Origin of the sequence: Spirillospora sp. NPDC052269 (assembly GCF_040679435.1) — a bacterium.
GTDB lineage: Bacteria > Actinomycetota > Actinomycetes > Streptosporangiales > Streptosporangiaceae > Spirillospora.
The window spans coordinates 258083-273761 of the sequence record NZ_JBFAUU010000006.1 but is presented as its reverse complement, the minus strand read 5'-3'; the positions used below and the strand labels follow the sequence as shown (position 1 = coordinate 273761).

Sequence of the window (15679 nt, the reverse complement as noted above, 5' to 3'; positions counted from 1 at the left end):
CCCTTCGGTGCTGCCAAGCGAGGCGCCATCGGTTGACCAGGTGGCGGACCTCGTCGCACGTGGCAGAGAACGCGGCGGTGTGACCGTCGATGACGTCGCTGCCGCACTCGACCGCTCGGACTTGCCGGACGACTCCCTCGAACGGGTCGTCCGAATGCTCGCGGAACAGGGGGTCGAGGTCGTCGAGTCTCCGCAGGAGACCGAGGACGTCGCGCGAGCAGACGAGACAGATCTCGGCAAGCGGGCGCCGACGAGCGACCTGGTGCGCATCTACCTGAGAGAGATCGGTCGCGTTCCGCTCCTCACGGCAGAAGATGAAGTCGAACTGGCGAAATCAATCGAGGCGGGTCTCTTCGCCGAGGAGAAGGTGGCGCACACCGCCATTCTCTCCCCGGCGCAGCGACTCGACCTCGAACTGCTCTCCCGGGAAGGCATCCGGGCGAAGCAACGTCTGATCGAGGCGAACCTGCGCTTGGTCGTCTCGATCGCCAAACGCTACGTGGGCCGGGGAATGCTCTTCCTCGACCTCATCCAGGAGGGAAATCTCGGACTCATCCGCGCCGTCGAGAAATTCGACTACACCAAGGGTTTCAAGTTCTCGACCTACGCCACCTGGTGGATTCGCCAGGCGATCACGAGGGCGATCGCCGACCAGGCCCGGACCATCCGGATCCCGGTGCACATGGTGGAGACCATCAACAAGCTGGTGCGGGTGCAGCGCCAGCTCCACCAGGACCTCGGCCGGGAACCGGTGCCCGACGAGATCGGCCGGGAGATGGGACTGACCGCCACCCGGGTCGTGGAGATCCAGCGGATCGCCCAGGAACCGGTGTCGCTCCAGTCCCCGATCGGAGAGGAGGACTCCGATCTCGGCGATTTCATCGAGGACTCCGACGCCGTCGTCCCCATCGAGGCGGCCGCGTTCATCCTGCTGCAGGACCAGCTGGAGGACATCCTCGGCACGCTGTCGGAGCGGGAGCAGCGCATCATCCAGCTGCGCTTCGGCCTGACCGACGGCCACCCCCGCACCCTGGAGGAGGTCGGCCGGGAGTTCGGCGTCACGCGCGAACGCATCCGGCAGATCGAGTCCAAGACCCTGGCGAAGCTCCGGCACCCCTCCCGGGCGCAGATGCTCCGCGAATATCTCGACTGACGCCCGTCCTTCCGGACGCCCGGCACGACGCTCCGGGCCGCGCCCCCGCCCCTCGGCGAGGACGCGGCCCGGACGTCCGTCCGCCCAGCGCACGCGGCCCGGGCGGCCCCTCCGCCCGGTGCGCGGGGCTCGGACGGCCGTTCCACCCAGGGTGCACGGAGCTCGGACGGCCGTTTCGCTTGGTGGGCATTGACTCCGGGACGTGCTTCCGAGTGAGGTCGACGTGGAGGTGATACGTGCGCGTCGGGGGGGATGGGGCGCACATGTCGCGGGTGGGCGGGTAACGTGGCGTTCCATGCTGATCGTGACGACTGACGCGCTGGCCGGGTACGCGATCCGCGGGATGCTCGGCGCGGCGCTCGGGGTGGCCGTCCAGACCGATCAGGCGGCGGCGCCCGGGGCGGGATCCAGTGGGACGTTCCGGATGAACACCGGCGAGCAGGCGGGGGCCGGGCTGGCCGCCGCCCGCCGGCAGGCGGTCGAGCGGATGGCCGAGGACGCGCGCCTCAAGGGCGCGAACGCCATCGTCGGCCTGCGCCTGGACGCCGTGGCGCTCGGGGCCGGGGGAGGGCACGAGGTGTGCGCCTACGGGACGGCCGTGTGGGTCGAGCCCGTCCAGAACGTCCAGAACCAGCCGCAGCAGTACCAGCAGGGCGGCGGGGTCCCCCCGTTCGCTCCGGACTCCACTCCCGGCGCCCCGCCGATGGGTGCCCGCAACCTCACCATCGGCCTGCGCGACCCGGGTCGCTGACCGGCGGAGGGGCGCGGCCCGGCCGGGGGTGGTTTCGCTCACCTGTCCCGGGTGCGACTTGACGGCATCTGGTTAGGTTCGGCTAATTTAGGCAAGCCTTACCAAATATGCCGTTCTGGAGTCAGTCATGCGTTCCTCGTCCGTTCTCGCCCTCGCGGGCGCCACCGCCCTTTCGGCGTCCCTGCTCGCGGCGTGCGGCGGGGGTGACGACGGCAAGGGCGGCGGTGACGCGATCAAGGTGACCGCGTCCGACAGCGCCTGCGAGGTCGCCAGGAAGGACGTCCCGGCCGGCAAGATCACCTTCAAGGTGTTCAACAAGGGCTCGCAGGCCAACGAGTTCGAGATCCTCCGCCAGGACGGAAAGATCATCGCCGAGCGGGAGAACATCGGCCCGGGGACCACGGTCAACTTCGTGGTCAACCTGGCCGCCGGCGACTACAAGGCGCTGTGCAGCGCGGGCCAGACCGGCAAGGGCCCGACCCAGGACATCAAGGTCACCGGGTCCGGCGGCGCCGCCGGATCCGCGGATCCGCGCCTGACGAACGCAGCGTCCGAGTACAAGACCTTCGTGCTCGCGCAGGTGGACGACACGATCGCCAAGACCCAGAAGTTCGCGGACGCGGTCAAGGCGGGCGACGTGGCGAAGGCCAAGGAGCTGTACGCGCCGTCCCGGATGGGCTGGGAGACGATCGAGCCGGTCGCCGAGAAGTTCGGCGACATCGACCCGAAGCTCGACGCTCGTGAGGCCGACCTGAAGCCCGAGGAGAAGACGAACTGGTCCGGCTGGCACCTGCTGGAGAAGGCGCTCTGGAAGGACGGCTCGGTCAAGGGCAAGGAGCAGTACGCCGACCGCCTGATGGCCGACCTGAAGAACCTCAAGGGCCAGATGGCGACCCTCACGATCGACCCGGTCAACGACATGGCGCACGGCGCCAAGGAGCTGCTGGACGAGGTCGCCACCGGCAAGGTCACCGGCGAGGAGGAGGCGTTCAGCCACACCGACCTCTGGGACTTCAAGGGCAACGTGGACGGCGCGAAGAAGGTCTTCGACCTGCTTCGTCCGGTCGTCCAGGAGAAGGACGCACAGCTCGCCAAGGACCTCGACGACAACTTCACCGCCGTCGAGAACCTGGTCGCCAAGTACAAGAAGGGCGACGGGTACGTCTCCTACGACACGGTCGGCGAGGCCGACCGCAAGTCCCTCGGTGACGCGGTGAACGCCCTCGCCGAGCCGCTGTCGAAGCTCGCGGGCGCGGTGGCCAAGTGACCGGTGACGGAAGCCGGACGCCGGTGACCGGCCGGATGTCCCGCCGCCGCATGCTCGGCTTCGGCGGCGCGAGCCTGGTCGTCGGCGCGGCGGCCGGCGCGGGGATCGACCGCGTCGTGTCCAAGGACGACGGCGCCAGGACCGATGGCACGTCCGCCGTCCCGTTCTACGGGACGCACCAGGCGGGCATCGCCACGCCCGTCCAGGACCGGCTGCACTTCGCCGCGTTCGACGTCGTCACCGGCGACCGCGCCAAGCTCGTCCGGATGCTGAAGGACTGGACGGCCGCGGCCGCCGCGATGACCGCCGGGAAGCCGGTCGGCGACGGCGCGGTCGGCGGCCCCGCGGTGTCCCCGCCGGACGACACGGGCGAGGCGCTCGGCCTCCCGCCGTCCCGGCTGACCCTCACGGTCGGGTTCGGCCCGACCCTCTTCGAGAAGGACGGCAAGGACCGTTTCGGGCTCAAGGCCAAGCGTCCGGCCGCGCTCGTCGACCTGCCGCACTTCCCCGGCGACAACCTCGACCCGAACCGCAGCGACGGCGACATCGTCGTCCAGGCGTGCGCGGACGACCCGCAGGTCGCGGTGCACGCGATCCGCAACCTGGCGCGCATCGGGTTCGGCGTCGTCTCGGTCCGCTGGTCGCAGCTGGGGTTCGGCAAGACGTCCTCCACGACCCCGGACGCCCAGACCCCGCGCAACATGTTCGGCTTCAAGGACGGCACGCGCAACGTCGCGGGCACCGAGACGGCCGCGCTCGACCAGCACATCTGGGCGGCCGGGCCGGACGGCGCGGAGTGGATGGCGGGCGGCAGCTACCTCGTCGCGCGCCGCATCCGCATGCACATCGAGACCTGGGACCGGTCGTCCCTCGGCGAGCAGCAGGACGTCTTCGGCCGGGACAAGAACGAGGGCGCCCCGATCGGGCAGAGGCGCGAGCACGACCCCGTCGACCTCGCGAAGCTGAAGCCGACCGCGCACGTGCGCCTCGCCCACCCCGACTCCAACGGCGGCACCCGGATCCTCCGCCGCGGCTACTCGTTCACCGACGGCTCGGACGGCCTCGGACGCCTCGACGCGGGCCTGTTCTTCATCGCCTTCCAGCGGGACCCGCGCACGGGCTTCATCCGGGTCCAGAACAACCTGGCCACCGATGCCATGAACCAGTACGTCCAGCACGTCGGGTCGGGCGTCTACGCCTGCCCGCCCGGCGTCCGCGAGGGTGGATACTGGGGAGAGGGCCTGTTCGCCTGAAACCCTTGCCGCACGGTCGTTCCGCGCCTCGGGTGATCAAGTGGAGGGGCCGATCCCCGCGCGAGCGGATAGCATCGCGCATGCGTCGAAGAACGTCCCGTCGTCGGCGTCCGGCAGCACCGTCGCGGCCGGCGGCCGGTTCGCCGACTCCGAGGAAGTGGTCCGTCATGGCTGTTCCGCTCACCGGGGGAGACGGCGTACCCCTCTCCGGATCCGCCCCGCCCGCCCTGGCGGTGGGCTTCGGCTGGACGCCGCCGGAGGAGCCCCGCGCCGACTTCGACGTGGACGCCGCGGCCCTCATGCTGGACGAGGCGGGAGCCGTCCTCTCGGAGGACCACTTCGTGCACTTCAACAACCCGCGCAGCCCGGACGGCTCGGTCGAGCACCGCGGAGCCGCCCCGGACGGCCCCGGCGAGATCATCGACGTGGACCTCGCCGCCGTCCCGGAACGCTGCGCCCGCATCGCCTTCCCCTTGTCGATCTTCGACGCGGCCAACCGGGCCCAGCGCCTCGGTCAGGTCCGGGCGGTGTCGGTCCGGCTCGCCCGGCGGCCGGACGGGGCCGAGCTGGCCCGCTACGACCTGCCCGCCCCGCGCGACGACGACCCCGCCACGGCCGTCCTGCTCGGCGAGCTGGGCCGCGGCGCCGGAGGCTGGACGTTCCGCGCGGTCGGCAGGGGCTACCCCGGCGGACTGCGCGAGATCGCCCTCGACCACGGCCTGCCGGCCCGATGACCCGCATTCGCACCACCTCGCGTTCCACCCCACACCGACCCTCGACATGGAAACCGGGCGCATGATCCTTCGCACGTTCGGCTGGTCCGCTGCTCTCACGGTGGTGGCGATGCTCGCCGCTGTGGCCTACCAGGGGCCCGAGGCGCTCGCCCTGGTGGCGATCCTGGCGGTTCTGGAGATCTCGCTGTCGTTCGACAACGCCGTGGTGAACGCCAAGGTGCTCGACCGCATGTCGCCGTTCTGGCAGAAGATCTTCCTGACCGTCGGCATCGCGGTCGCCGTGTTCGGCATGCGGCTGCTGTTCCCGCTGGTCATCGTCGCCCTGACGGCCAAGTTGAGCCCGATGCGGGCGTTCGACCTGGCGCTGTCGGAGCCGCACCGGTACGAGACGATCATGCGGGACGCGTACCCGATGATCGCCGGGTTCGGCGGCGCGTTCCTGCTCATGCTGTTCCTGAACTGGGTGTTCGAGGAGCGCGAGCTGCGCTGGCTCGGGCCGCCCGAGCGCTTCCTGGCCAAGATGGGCCGGCTCGACCAGCTGCCCGTCGTGGTCACCGGCGGCGTGCTGGCGCTGGTGTCCGGGCTGGTCGCCGACGACCCGGCCGAGGTGATGATCGCCGGGGTGCTCGGCATGATCACCTACATCCTGGTGGACGGCCTCGGCGAGGTGTTCTCGGACGAGATCGACGAGGAGATGGCCGAGACCGACGCCGACGCCGCTCCGGCGCGCCGCGGCGGCCCGAGCAGCGCCGCCCTCGCGGTCGGCAAGGCCGGGTTCTTCCTGTTCCTGTACCTGGAGGTGCTGGACGCGTCGTTCTCGTTCGACGGCGTGATCGGCGCGTTCGCGATCAGCACCGACCCGATCGTCATCGCGCTCGGCCTCGGCGTCGGCGCGATGTACATCCGGTCCCTGACGGTCTACCTCGTCCGCAAGGGGACCCTGCACGAGTACGTGTACCTGGAGCACGGCGCGCACTGGGCGATCGGCGCGCTGTCGGTCTGCATGATGATCAGCATCGGCCACGAGCTGCCGGACTGGGTGACCGGCGGCATCGGCGCGGGCCTGATCCTGGTGTCGTTCGCGTCCTCGGTCGTCCGCAACCGCCGCGCCGCCGCCGCGGAGAGCACGGGCGAGGCGGCGGTCACCGAGACCGCCGACCGGGAGGCGGAGGCGTCCGAGCGGCCGGAGACCGCCGCGCCCGAGGACGCCGAGGACCCCGAGCGGGCCGTCCGGCCAGGGCGGATGGCGCCGCGGTCGAGCGTCGGCGACCTCTGACAGTGGTCAATCACCAAAGAGGCGGGGCGAGCGAAGACAAGCTACGCGCCGCCAGGGGTCGTCGGGAGGCTCTCCAGCGGTCACAATCGCGGTAACCGCACCGCCTCGGGAGGACATGCGACCTCATGAGCTCCCGTCTCACCGGCGACGAGACCGCGCTGTGGCAGGCCGCGGCGCGGGTCCTGGACGCCAATTGGACGGGGACGGCGACCGTCCCCTCCCCGGGCCTGTATCCGCACCAGTGGAGCCTGGACTCGGCGTTCGTCGCGATGGGGCTCGCCCGGCACCGTCGCGACCGCGCCGAGCGCGAGCTGCTGTCCCTGTTCCGCGGCCAGTGGGCGGACGGCCTGCTCCCGCACCTGGTGTTCAACGACACCCTGCCAAGGCACGCCTACTTCCCGGACCCGGGGCTGTGGCACCGCGGCAGGCGCCCGGATCGCGCCCCGCACGGTGTCCGGACGTCCGGCCTCACCCAGCCGCCCCTGCACGCCCTGGCGGCGCTCCGCCTACACGAGAGCGCGCCGGCGCCCGACGCTGAACGCAGCCGTGACTTCCTCCGCAGGCTTTACCCGTGCTTGGCCGCCCAGCACCGCTACCTGGCCGAGGCCCGCGATCTCAGCGGTTCGGGCCTGGCCGCCATATGCCACCCCTGGGAATCCGGCCTGGACAACAGCCCCGCCTGGGATCGTCCACTGGGAGCCCTCCGGCTCCCACCCGCCGCCTATTCGCCGGGCCACACGCCACGAGACCTTCCCACCGGGGAGGACTACGACCGGTACGTCCACCTGGTCACCCTCCTGCGCGCGCGTGACTACGACCCCGCCTACATGCGCGACGATCACCCGTTCGCCATCGAGGACCCGCTCTTCAACGCCGCCTACCTCGCGTCCGAACACGCCCTGGCCGAGATCGCCGCGCTCGTCGGCGCCGACCCGTCCCAGCACCGCGACCGCGCCGAACGCGTCCACACGGCCCTCCTGGACCGCCTCTGGGACGCCGACCAGGGTTGCTTCCGCGCCCGCGACCTCCGGGACGACCGTCTCCTCCCGGTCGTCACCATCGCGTCCTTCGTGCCCCTCCTGGACCCGGACCTGCCCGCCGCGAACGTCCGCCACCTCGTCGACCTGCTGCTCTCGGCCCGCTTCGCCGGGGCGGCCGGATACCCCGTCCCCACCTGCGACATCCAGGCCCCCGCCTTCGACCGCGGCGGCCACTGGCGCGGCCCCACCTGGATCAACACCAACTGGCTGGTCTGGCACGGCGCCCTCGCCCACGGCCACACCGTCGTCGCGGACCTCCTGTACGGGTCCACGCTCCGGCTCGTCCGGCAGTCCGGCTTCCGTGAGTTCTTCGACCCCTTCGACGGGACGGGCCGCGGCAGCCACGACTACAGCTGGTCCGCCGCCCTCATCCTGGACCTCCTCGGCGCCCGCCGCGCCCCCAGGGCGGCCTGACCGGCGGCCCGCCCGCCGCACCGGCGGCCGCGCCCGCCGCACCGGCGGCCCGCCGCACCGGCGGCCCGCCGGCCGCTTCGCCGACTACGCTGGGGATCATGCGCCTGCTCCGGTCGAACCGAGCCCTCCCCGCGGACGTCCGCGCCGCCCTGGACCTCCCGCGCGGCGACCGCGTGCTGTCCTCCGCCGGAACTCGTGGCGGCTCCCACGTCGTCGCGACGGCGCAGGCCCTCTACGTCCCGACCGAGGACGGCCTGACCCGCGTCCCCTGGGAGCAGGTCGACCAGGCGTCCTGGAAGGACGGCTGGCTGCACGTCCACGAGACCATGGGCGGCCCGGAGCACCACGTCCGCCTGGCCGAGCCCGGATCGGTCCCCGAGACCGTCCGCGAGCGCGTCACCTCGACCGTGGCCGTCTCCCAGCACGCCGAACTCCCGAACGGAGGCGGCGTCCGCATCGCGGGCCGCCGTCCGCCCGGCGGCGGCGCCGTCCGCTGGACCTTCGTCTTCGACCCGGGCCTCGACCCGGACGACCCGGGCGTGCGCGCCCAGGCCGAGCAGCTCCTGGAGGACCTGCGCCGCCAGACCGGCCTCTAGAAGTCCGCGTTCTCGCGCCCGGCCTCCATGCCGGGCGTCCCGGGGTCCGGAGCGACGGTCGCGTGCCTGCGGGCCTTCCGGCTCTTCCGGCCGCGCCCCCGCCCCTGGCTCTTCGCCTTCTCGGCGCCCGGGTGCTTCGTGCCCGCCCGCCCCGCGGACGCCTTCTCCGCCTTGGCCTTCTCGCGGTGCGAGCGGCGCCTGGAGCCCTTCGCCAGGGCGCCGCCGCGCTCGCGGGCCTTCTCCACGACCCGCTCCCCGGCGTCCGAGGCCCGCTCCCGGACGGCCCCCGCCGCCCCCTGGACGGCCGGGCTCCCGGCCACCTGCCGCGACGCCTGCTTGATCTGCTCGTACCGCTCGCGCCCGGCCCTGGTGCCCAGCAAGTACCCCAAAGCCGCCCCGACCATGAACACAACCCGGTGCTTCATCCCACCCCCACAGGACGCAACGAACCGTGATCGGACCCATACCCGCCCACGCACGCCTCACCCCCGCGCCCGTTTCAGGTGAGCGAACCACTCCTCGGATGCGCTAATCTATTCCTGTCGCCAGGGGGCCAAACCCCCGGAGACCAGGGACAATCCCGCGTAGCTCAATTGGCAGAGCAGCCGGCTGTTAACCGGCAGGTTATTGGTTCGAGTCCAATCGCGGGAGCCACACCGGCCGGCAAAGGCCAAGTTCAGGGCCGCTACCGATCTCGGTAGCGGCCCTGAGGCATGTATCGGGTGGCAAAGTGAGTAACGGCGCGGTTCGGGTGGCGCCGGGAAGATCAGGTTCGCGGCCGGGTGCCGCCCTGGATCACGGGCCGGGGCGGCGGTGGTCCGAACTGTCCGGAATGGGTCGGCGTCATAACCGGCATGGTCTTGACGAAGCGGTGGCTGTGGGGCGCCGGGGCGCCGGTGGCGCTCGTCCTGGTGGTGGCGCTGGGCGCGGTGGCGGCCGCCTACGAACAGGGGCGTTCGTACGGGGTCAACGTCTTACTGCGGCGGGGCGCGAGCACGTGGGTGAGCGTGGGGCCGGACGATGGGCGGTTGTCGGAGGGCATCCGGTTGTCGCTGGCGGGACGGCGGTCGCCCGACGCGGCGGAGCCGGTGCGGTGGCGGCAGGTGGCGCCGGGGATGGACGTCGCGGAGCTGCCCGTCCGGGTGGGCGGGAAGCCTGTGGACGCCCTGCTGCTCACCCGGATCGACCCGGCGCGGTATCGGTTCCGGGTGCTGAACCGTCCGGCCGGTGATCGAGGGGTCGGCGGGTGGATGAAGGCGACGGGGGCGGCGCTGGTCGTCAACGGCAGCTACTTCGATCGCCGTGGGAAGCCGGACACTCCCGTGGTCAGCGACGGGCACCGGCTGGGCCCCGCGTCCTACAAGGCCACGCACGGGGCGTTCGTGTCCGGGGCGGACGGCGTCCGGCTGGTGGACCTGGCCGGGGGTGACTGGCGGAAGGCCCTCGAAGGGGCGGACCAGGCGATGGTGTCGTATCCGATGCTGATCGGCGCGGACGGTCGCGGACGGGCCGACCAGCAGGACGAGCGCTGGCTGGCGAACCGCAGCTTCCTCGGGCAGGACGGCACGGGGCGCGTCATCGTCGGCACCACCAAGGACGCCTACTTCTCGCTGCGCTCGCTCGCGGCGTTCCTGCCCAGGTCAGGGCTCGGCCTGCGGCTCGCGCTGAACCTGGACGGCGGGCCGGTCGCCTGCCAGAAGGTCGCGGCGGGGACCTACCGGCGTGACTTCTGCGGCGAGTACGAGATGGCCGTCCACGGTGGGCGGCTGCAGCTGCTGCGTCCGCTGGTCGACCTCCATCGGGGGTGGGCCCTGGCGATGGCCCTGGTGGCCGTCCCGCGGTGATCGTCACCGACCACGGGGTGCCGAACGCCGTCCTGATCACACCACTGGTGAACCTGGTCGTCGCTCGGCACCGCGGCTGACGGGTCAGGCCGCCGGGGCTCCCTCGCGGGCGGGCTCGTGTGGTGCGGGCTCGAGCGGCGCTTCCGAGACCGTGGGGGCGGGTGTCCGGAAGGCCACCAGGACGACCAGGAGCGCGGCGGTGGCGAGGGCGGTGGCCACGGCGAAGGCGCTGCTCATGCCGTCCGCGATGACGGACGCCCGGACGGATTCCGTCGCCGCGTGTCCCTCGACGGACGAGGTGTAGACGCTGGAGAGCACCGCGATGCCCATCGACGCGCCGGTCAGCATCGCGGTCTGCAGCAGGCCCGCCGCGGCCCCCGAGTCGGCGGGCGCGACCGTGGACATGATGGACATGTTGAACGGGACGACCACGAACCCCAGCCCCGCGCCGAGGAGCAGGAGCGGTCCGGCGACGCCGAGCGTGTAGCCGTTCGTCTCCGGAAGGAAGGCGAGCCAGGCCAGTCCGCCGGTCATCAGGACGGTGCCCAGCAGGGCGACGAGGCGCCACGACAGGACGCCCATGACGCGGGGCGCGTAGCGGGCGGTGGCGAACATCCCGAGCGCCATCGGGAGGAAGGCCAGGCCGGCGCGCAGCGCGCCCCAGCCGAGGGCCTCCTGGAGGTACTGGACGATCAGGAACTGCGCGCTCATCGTCGTCATCGGGATGAGGAGCAGGGCCAGGAGCGCGGACGAGCGGGCGCGGTCGGCGAACAGCCGCAGCGGCGTGATCGGCTGGACGGCCCGCCGCTCGACCAGCACGAACGCCACCAGCAGGAGCGCGCCGACGCCGATCGCGATCGGCCAGTTCCCGACCCGCGCGAGGCCGAGGGTGAGGGCGGCCAGGCCCAGGGCCGAGGTCAGGGCACCGGCCAGGTCGAAGCGTCCGCCCAGGCGCGGCGACTCGTCGACCACGCGCGGGGTGAGCGCGACGACCAGGACGCCGATCGGGACGTTCACCAGCAGCACCCAGCGCCAGGAGAGCGTGGACGTGATGACGCCGCCGAGCACCAGGCCGAGCGTCATCGCGGACGCGGTCACCGACGAGTAGACGCTCAGTGCGCGGGTCCGGGCGGGGCCGTCGAAGTTGGTCATGAGCAGGGCGAGCGTGCTGGGCGCGGCCAGCGCGGCGCCGACGCCCTGGGCGGCGCGGGCGGCGATGAGCCAGGCCGGGTTCTGGGCGAGGCCGCCGAGCAGGGACGCGACCGTGAACAGGACCATGCCGCCGACGAAGACGCGGCGGCGGCCGAGGACGTCCCCGGCGCGTCCGCCGAGGAGCATGAGGCCGCCGTAGGCGAGCAGGAAGGCGTTGCTCACCCAGGCGAGGCCGCCGGGGGAGAGGCCGAGGCCGTCCCGGATCTCGGGCAGCGCGACGTTGGTGATCGTCCCGTCCAGCATGAGCATCAGCTCGCAGGAGACGATCACGGCGAGCGTGAGCGTGGCGCGTGACACGCGGACCTCCAAAATAGGAAACCAGGTGGTTCACTGTAGACGAGAAGGCGGCGTTTAGTGCACTAGGTGGTTCACTATTTCCCGCGCTACGATGACCGGTGTTCGAGAGGGGTACGGGTGACGGTCACGGCGTCCCGGCGGCGAGGCGAGGAGCTGCGCCGGGCGATCCTCGACGCGGTCGTCGAGCAGCTCGACAGCGTCGGCTACGCGAAGCTGAGCACCAACAAGGTCGCCGCGGCGGCCGGCACCGGCAAGGCGGCCCTCTACCGGCGCTGGCGCAACAAGGAGGAGCTGGTCCGCGACGCGCTGCGCGACCTGCTGCCCAAGCCGCCCGAGCTCCCCGACGGCACCCCGCTGCGCGACGGCCTGACCGTCCTGCTGCGGCACTTCGACCACGCGCTCAACGACTCCCGCGGAACGGCGTTCCAGGCCGTCGCCGCCGAGGCCGCGGACGGGACGGGCGAGCTGCGCACGCTGTTCCACGAGTCCGTCACGCGGCCCTGCGAGGAGCGCATCGCCGAACTCGTCGCCCTGCACGGCGGGACGGCGAGCGCGAGCGCCGCGTCCGCCGGTCCCGCGCTGCTGTTCTACTACTGCGTCGCGGGTCAGCCGCGCCGCACCGACGCCGAGATCCAGGCGATCGTGGACGACGTGCTGCTGCCGCTCTTCCGGGAGGGCGAGGCCGGGTGACGCTGCAGGAGCGGCTGGTCGCCGTCGCGACCCGGCTGTTCGCCGAGAAGGGCCATGAGGGGACATTCCGGGCCGGGACGCCCGCCGACATCGTCGTGAACTTCCTCTTCGGGACCGTCCACCAGATCGGCGCGTGGTACCGGCCGGGCGGGCGGCTGAAGGCCGAGGAGGTCGGCGAGCACCACGTCGGCCTCCTCCTCGACGGCCTGCTCGCGCATCGCCCCTAGAGGCGCTCGACCGTCAGCTCGGACGCGGCGTGCCGCGCGCGCAGCGGCTTCTTGTCGAACTTCCCCACCGTCGTCTTGGGGACCTCGTCCAGGAACGTCCAGTACTCGGGGACCTGCCACTTCGCGATGCGGCCGCGGAGGAAGCCCGCGAGCTCCGCGGCGGTCGCCGAGGCGTCCTCGCGCAGGACGACGCAGGCCAGCGGACGCTCGTCCCAGCGCGGGTCCGGGACGCCGATGACGGCGGCCTCGGCCACGGCCGGATGCGCCATGAGGTGGTCCTCCAGCTCGACGGACGAGATCCACTCGCCGCCCGACTTGATGACGTCCTTCACGCGGTCGGTGATCTGGAAGTAGCCGCGTCCGTCGATCGTGCCGACGTCGCCGGTGCGGAGCCAGCCGTCGTGGAACTTCTCCGGCGCGTCCGTCCGGTGGTAGGAGCCGGTGATCCACGGGCCGCGGACCTCGATCTCGCCGACCGACTCGCCGTCCCAGGGCAGCTCGCGGTCCCCGGCGTCGACGATCCGCATCTGGACGCCGGGCGCGACGCGGCCCGACTTCATCCGCCAGTCGGTGTCCTCGGGCGTGCCGGGTTCCACGCCGGGCGGCGGGAACGCGATGCCGCCGAGCGGGCTGGTCTCGGTCATGCCCCACCCCTGGACGATCCGCAGGCCGTGGCGCTCCTGCGCGCGTTCCAGCAGGACGCGCGGCGCGGCGGCCCCGCCGGAGTTCGCCAGCCGCAGCGACGACAGGTCGATCTCGTGCCGCTCGCCGTGGTCGAGGATCGCGTTCCAGATCGTCGGGACGGCCGAGGCGACCGTCGTCCGCTCGGATGCGACGAACGCGGTCAGGTGCTCGGGCTGGAGGAACCGGTCCGGCATGTGCAGGGACGCGCCGGACAGCAGCGACGCGTACGGCAGCCCCCACGCGTTCACGTGGAACATCGGGACGATCGCGAGCACCCGGTCGTCCTCGCGCGGCCCGACCAGCGACGACGAGTTCGCCGCGAGCGCGTGCAGGAACGTCGACCGGTGCGAGTACACGACGCCCTTCGGATCGCCCGTCGTCCCGGACGTGTAGCACATCGCCGCCGCCGACCGCTCGTCCAGCTCGGGCCACGCGAACCCGGGGTCCTCGGCGTCTAGGAGCTCCCGGTAGCGCAGGACGGGCCGTCCGAGCGCGGACGCGTCGCCGTCCCCGACCACGATCACGTGCCGGACGGTCGGCATCCGGTCGGCGATCCGCGCGAGCAGCGGGACGAGCGAGTCGTCCACGATGACCACGGAGTCCTCGGCGTGGTTGACGATGTGCGCGAGCTGCCCGGGGAACAGCCGGATGTTCAGCGTGTGCAGCACCGCGCCCATCGACGGCACGGCGAGGTACGCCTCGAGATGCTCCTGGTTGTTCCACGCGAACGTCGCGACGCGGTCGCCCGCCCGGACGTCCAGCCTGGTCAGCGCCGCCGCGAGCCGCTCCGCGTTCGCGGCGATCTCCGCGAACCCCGCCCGCCTCGGCGGCGTCCCGCCGCCCGTCCAGGTCACGCACTGGCTGCCCGGGTAGACCAGCCGTCCGTGCCGCATCAGCGCGGCGATGGTGAGCGGGAAGTCCTGCATGGTGCTGGGGATCACGAACACCCTCCCGGTGGGACCGACCGGCCGGTATGTGTGCCCGATATCACCATACCGACCGGTCGGCAGGCAATATCGGGCCCCAGGACCGCGGGATCGCGCTGTACTGACCCATGACACCCGGGCCGGCCCGCGGAAGAGTGTCACGCACCAGGACCTGGCGGACCGTCCCGTCCAGGTCGGTCAGTGCGGTTTCCCAGTGGACGCGGTCGACCGTCCGCACCGCGAGAAGGTGCGAGTCGTCGTACCACCCCAGCAGCAGCCTGAGGACCCGCCGTCCGCGCGGCGCCCATCTCAGATAGCCCGAGGGGGACGGCAGGTAGACGCGGTGTTCGACCCTGGTGAGACGATCCCGCACGGCCACCTGGTTGGGCTTCCCGTGCGGACCCACGACGCCCGCGACCGAGCGTCCGTCGGGCGAGACCGCGGCCTCGGTGTAGGGCGTCGCGACGAACGTCCCGGTCGCGGGGTCGAGCACGAAGGCCGAGAGATCCCACAGGTTCGCTTCGCCGGGCAGGCGGAAGGACGTCATGGTGAGCCGTCCGGGCGGATCCGAGAGCATCTCGGCGACCCGCCGCCCGTCGAACGTCAACGGACCGGGTGCGGGACGCCGTCCGGGAACGGTCGCCTCCGGCCGTCCTGAAGGTGACGCCACCGCACGGTGCCGCACAGGCCCGCGCGTGATCTCGACGCCCAGCGCGGTGCCCGCCACGGCGATGACCAGGACGCCGACGCCCGCGACGACCCATCTCGAAGCCCGCAGGCCGACACGATCTCGCGGCATCTCCCAAGGATCGACGCGACCCGTGCCGTTGTACACGCGGTGGCGTCATCCGGCCGCGGACTCCTCCCTCACCAGGGAGCGCGGAGCTCCTGGCCGTCGTAGACGCCGCCGACGCAGAAGCGGGACACGCCGACGCCGGTCACCATGGTGCCGCCGCCCGCCTCGCACTGCTCGACGACCGTGACATCGGCGGGCGCCTCCGGTGCGGCCGGGGCGGCATTGGTCAGGGCCGCGCCCGTGCGTGCCGCGCTGGTCAGTGCCGCGACGGTCAGCGCGGCGGTGGCGAGGGCGGCGGCGACCGCCAGGATCACGGCGGCCCACCGGGCGCGGGAGGTGTGCATGGCGGTGCCCTTCGGTAGTACTCAGCGCCCTTCCATGGTGACTTGTTGTTCCGAATTAACCACTCTCCGTGGGGCGATAGAAATGGCGCCTGGAAGCCGCCCCGCCGAACGGGGGTGCTGACGGCTCGTCGGTTGATCGCTGCGATCGGCCAAGGAGGCGGGCGATGGACACATC

General features: G+C 72.2%; 16 protein-coding genes and 1 tRNA gene. 12 read left to right on the top strand and 5 right to left on the bottom strand.

Annotated elements, in window-relative coordinates; all coding sequences use genetic code 11:
- The first annotated feature begins 7 nt into the window (after positions 1–7).
- From rpoD to AB0L06_RS15090, 8 genes are all read left to right on the top strand, one after another.
- The gene (gene rpoD / locus AB0L06_RS15125) at positions 8–1153 is read left to right on the top strand and encodes an RNA polymerase sigma factor RpoD (protein ID WP_500231767.1); all 1146 of its coding nucleotides are present in this window, start codon (positions 8–10) and stop codon (positions 1151–1153) included.
- Positions 1154–1448: 295 nt separating this feature from the next.
- Positions 1449–1904 carry a heavy metal-binding domain-containing protein gene (locus tag AB0L06_RS15120; RefSeq protein ID WP_500231574.1) on the top strand — a complete coding sequence of 152 codons (456 nt, stop codon included), beginning with the start codon at positions 1449–1451 and terminating at the stop codon, positions 1902–1904.
- A gap of 127 nt (positions 1905–2031) precedes the next feature.
- Positions 2032–3171 (top strand): iron uptake system protein EfeO, encoded by a 1140-nt coding sequence (gene efeO / locus AB0L06_RS15115; RefSeq protein ID WP_500231573.1) that lies wholly within the window; start codon positions 2032–2034, stop codon positions 3169–3171.
- Positions 3168–4424: an iron uptake transporter deferrochelatase/peroxidase subunit gene (gene efeB / locus AB0L06_RS15110; protein ID WP_500231572.1), complete on the top strand. Its 1257-nt coding sequence runs from the start codon at positions 3168–3170 to the stop codon at positions 4422–4424. The genes efeO and efeB overlap by 4 nt, the downstream gene beginning before the upstream one ends.
- A 167-nt stretch (positions 4425–4591) precedes the next feature.
- Positions 4592–5158: a TerD family protein gene (locus AB0L06_RS15105; protein WP_500231571.1), complete on the top strand. Its 567-nt coding sequence runs from the start codon at positions 4592–4594 to the stop codon at positions 5156–5158.
- A gap of 61 nt (positions 5159–5219) precedes the next feature.
- The gene (locus AB0L06_RS15100) at positions 5220–6434 is read left to right on the top strand and encodes a DUF475 domain-containing protein (RefSeq protein ID WP_500231570.1); all 1215 of its coding nucleotides are present in this window, start codon (positions 5220–5222) and stop codon (positions 6432–6434) included.
- Positions 6435–6559: 125 nt separating this feature from the next.
- Positions 6560–7888, top strand: coding sequence for an MGH1-like glycoside hydrolase domain-containing protein (locus AB0L06_RS15095; RefSeq protein WP_500231569.1), 1329 nt, complete (start codon positions 6560–6562; stop codon positions 7886–7888).
- A gap of 98 nt (positions 7889–7986) precedes the next feature.
- A complete protein-coding gene (locus AB0L06_RS15090) occupies positions 7987–8484 on the top strand; it encodes a hypothetical protein (RefSeq protein ID WP_500231568.1) in 498 nt (165 codons plus the stop codon).
- On the opposite strand, the gene AB0L06_RS15085 is transcribed toward AB0L06_RS15090, so the two are convergent.
- Complete coding sequence (locus AB0L06_RS15085) at positions 8481–8909, bottom strand: YtxH domain-containing protein (RefSeq protein WP_500231567.1); 429 nt, start codon at positions 8907–8909, stop codon at positions 8481–8483. The two genes, AB0L06_RS15090 and AB0L06_RS15085, sit on opposite strands and share 4 nt — an antisense overlap.
- A gap of 153 nt (positions 8910–9062) precedes the next feature.
- Here AB0L06_RS15085 and AB0L06_RS15080 point away from each other — a divergent pair.
- Together AB0L06_RS15080 and AB0L06_RS15075 are read left to right on the top strand one after the other, a co-directional pair.
- A tRNA-Asn gene (locus AB0L06_RS15080) sits at positions 9063–9138 on the top strand.
- A 200-nt stretch (positions 9139–9338) separates the two neighbouring features.
- Positions 9339–10328: a phosphodiester glycosidase family protein gene (locus AB0L06_RS15075; RefSeq protein WP_500231566.1), complete on the top strand. Its 990-nt coding sequence runs from the start codon at positions 9339–9341 to the stop codon at positions 10326–10328.
- Positions 10329–10412: 84 nt separating this feature from the next.
- On the opposite strand, the gene AB0L06_RS15070 is transcribed toward AB0L06_RS15075, so the two are convergent.
- Positions 10413–11837, bottom strand: a complete 1425-nt coding sequence (locus AB0L06_RS15070; protein WP_500231565.1) for an MFS transporter — start codon at positions 11835–11837, stop codon at positions 10413–10415.
- A gap of 117 nt (positions 11838–11954) precedes the next feature.
- Here AB0L06_RS15070 and AB0L06_RS15065 point away from each other — a divergent pair, with 117 nt between their 5' ends.
- Both AB0L06_RS15065 and AB0L06_RS15060 read left to right on the top strand, forming a co-directional pair.
- A complete protein-coding gene (locus tag AB0L06_RS15065; protein WP_500231564.1) occupies positions 11955–12527 on the top strand; it encodes a TetR/AcrR family transcriptional regulator in 573 nt (190 codons plus the stop codon).
- On the top strand, positions 12524–12754 hold the full coding sequence (locus tag AB0L06_RS15060) for a TetR-type transcription factor C-terminal domain-containing protein (protein ID WP_500231563.1): 231 nt from the start codon (positions 12524–12526) through the stop codon (positions 12752–12754). Before AB0L06_RS15065 ends, AB0L06_RS15060 begins: the two co-directional genes overlap by 4 nt.
- Here the strand turns inward: AB0L06_RS15060 and AB0L06_RS15055 are convergent.
- The 3 genes from AB0L06_RS15055 to AB0L06_RS15045 all read right to left on the bottom strand — a co-directional run bounded on the left by AB0L06_RS15055 (position 12751) and on the right by AB0L06_RS15045 (position 15504).
- Positions 12751–14379: a long-chain fatty acid--CoA ligase gene (locus tag AB0L06_RS15055; RefSeq protein ID WP_500231562.1), complete on the bottom strand. Its 1629-nt coding sequence runs from the start codon at positions 14377–14379 to the stop codon at positions 12751–12753. The genes AB0L06_RS15060 and AB0L06_RS15055 overlap by 4 nt on opposite strands.
- A 46-nt stretch (positions 14380–14425) precedes the next feature.
- Positions 14426–15163, bottom strand: coding sequence for a hypothetical protein (locus tag AB0L06_RS15050; protein ID WP_500231561.1), 738 nt, complete (start codon positions 15161–15163; stop codon positions 14426–14428).
- 68 nt (positions 15164–15231) lie between these two features.
- Positions 15232–15504 (bottom strand): hypothetical protein, encoded by a 273-nt coding sequence (locus tag AB0L06_RS15045; protein ID WP_500231560.1) that lies wholly within the window; start codon positions 15502–15504, stop codon positions 15232–15234.
- Positions 15505–15679 lie beyond the last annotated feature (175 nt).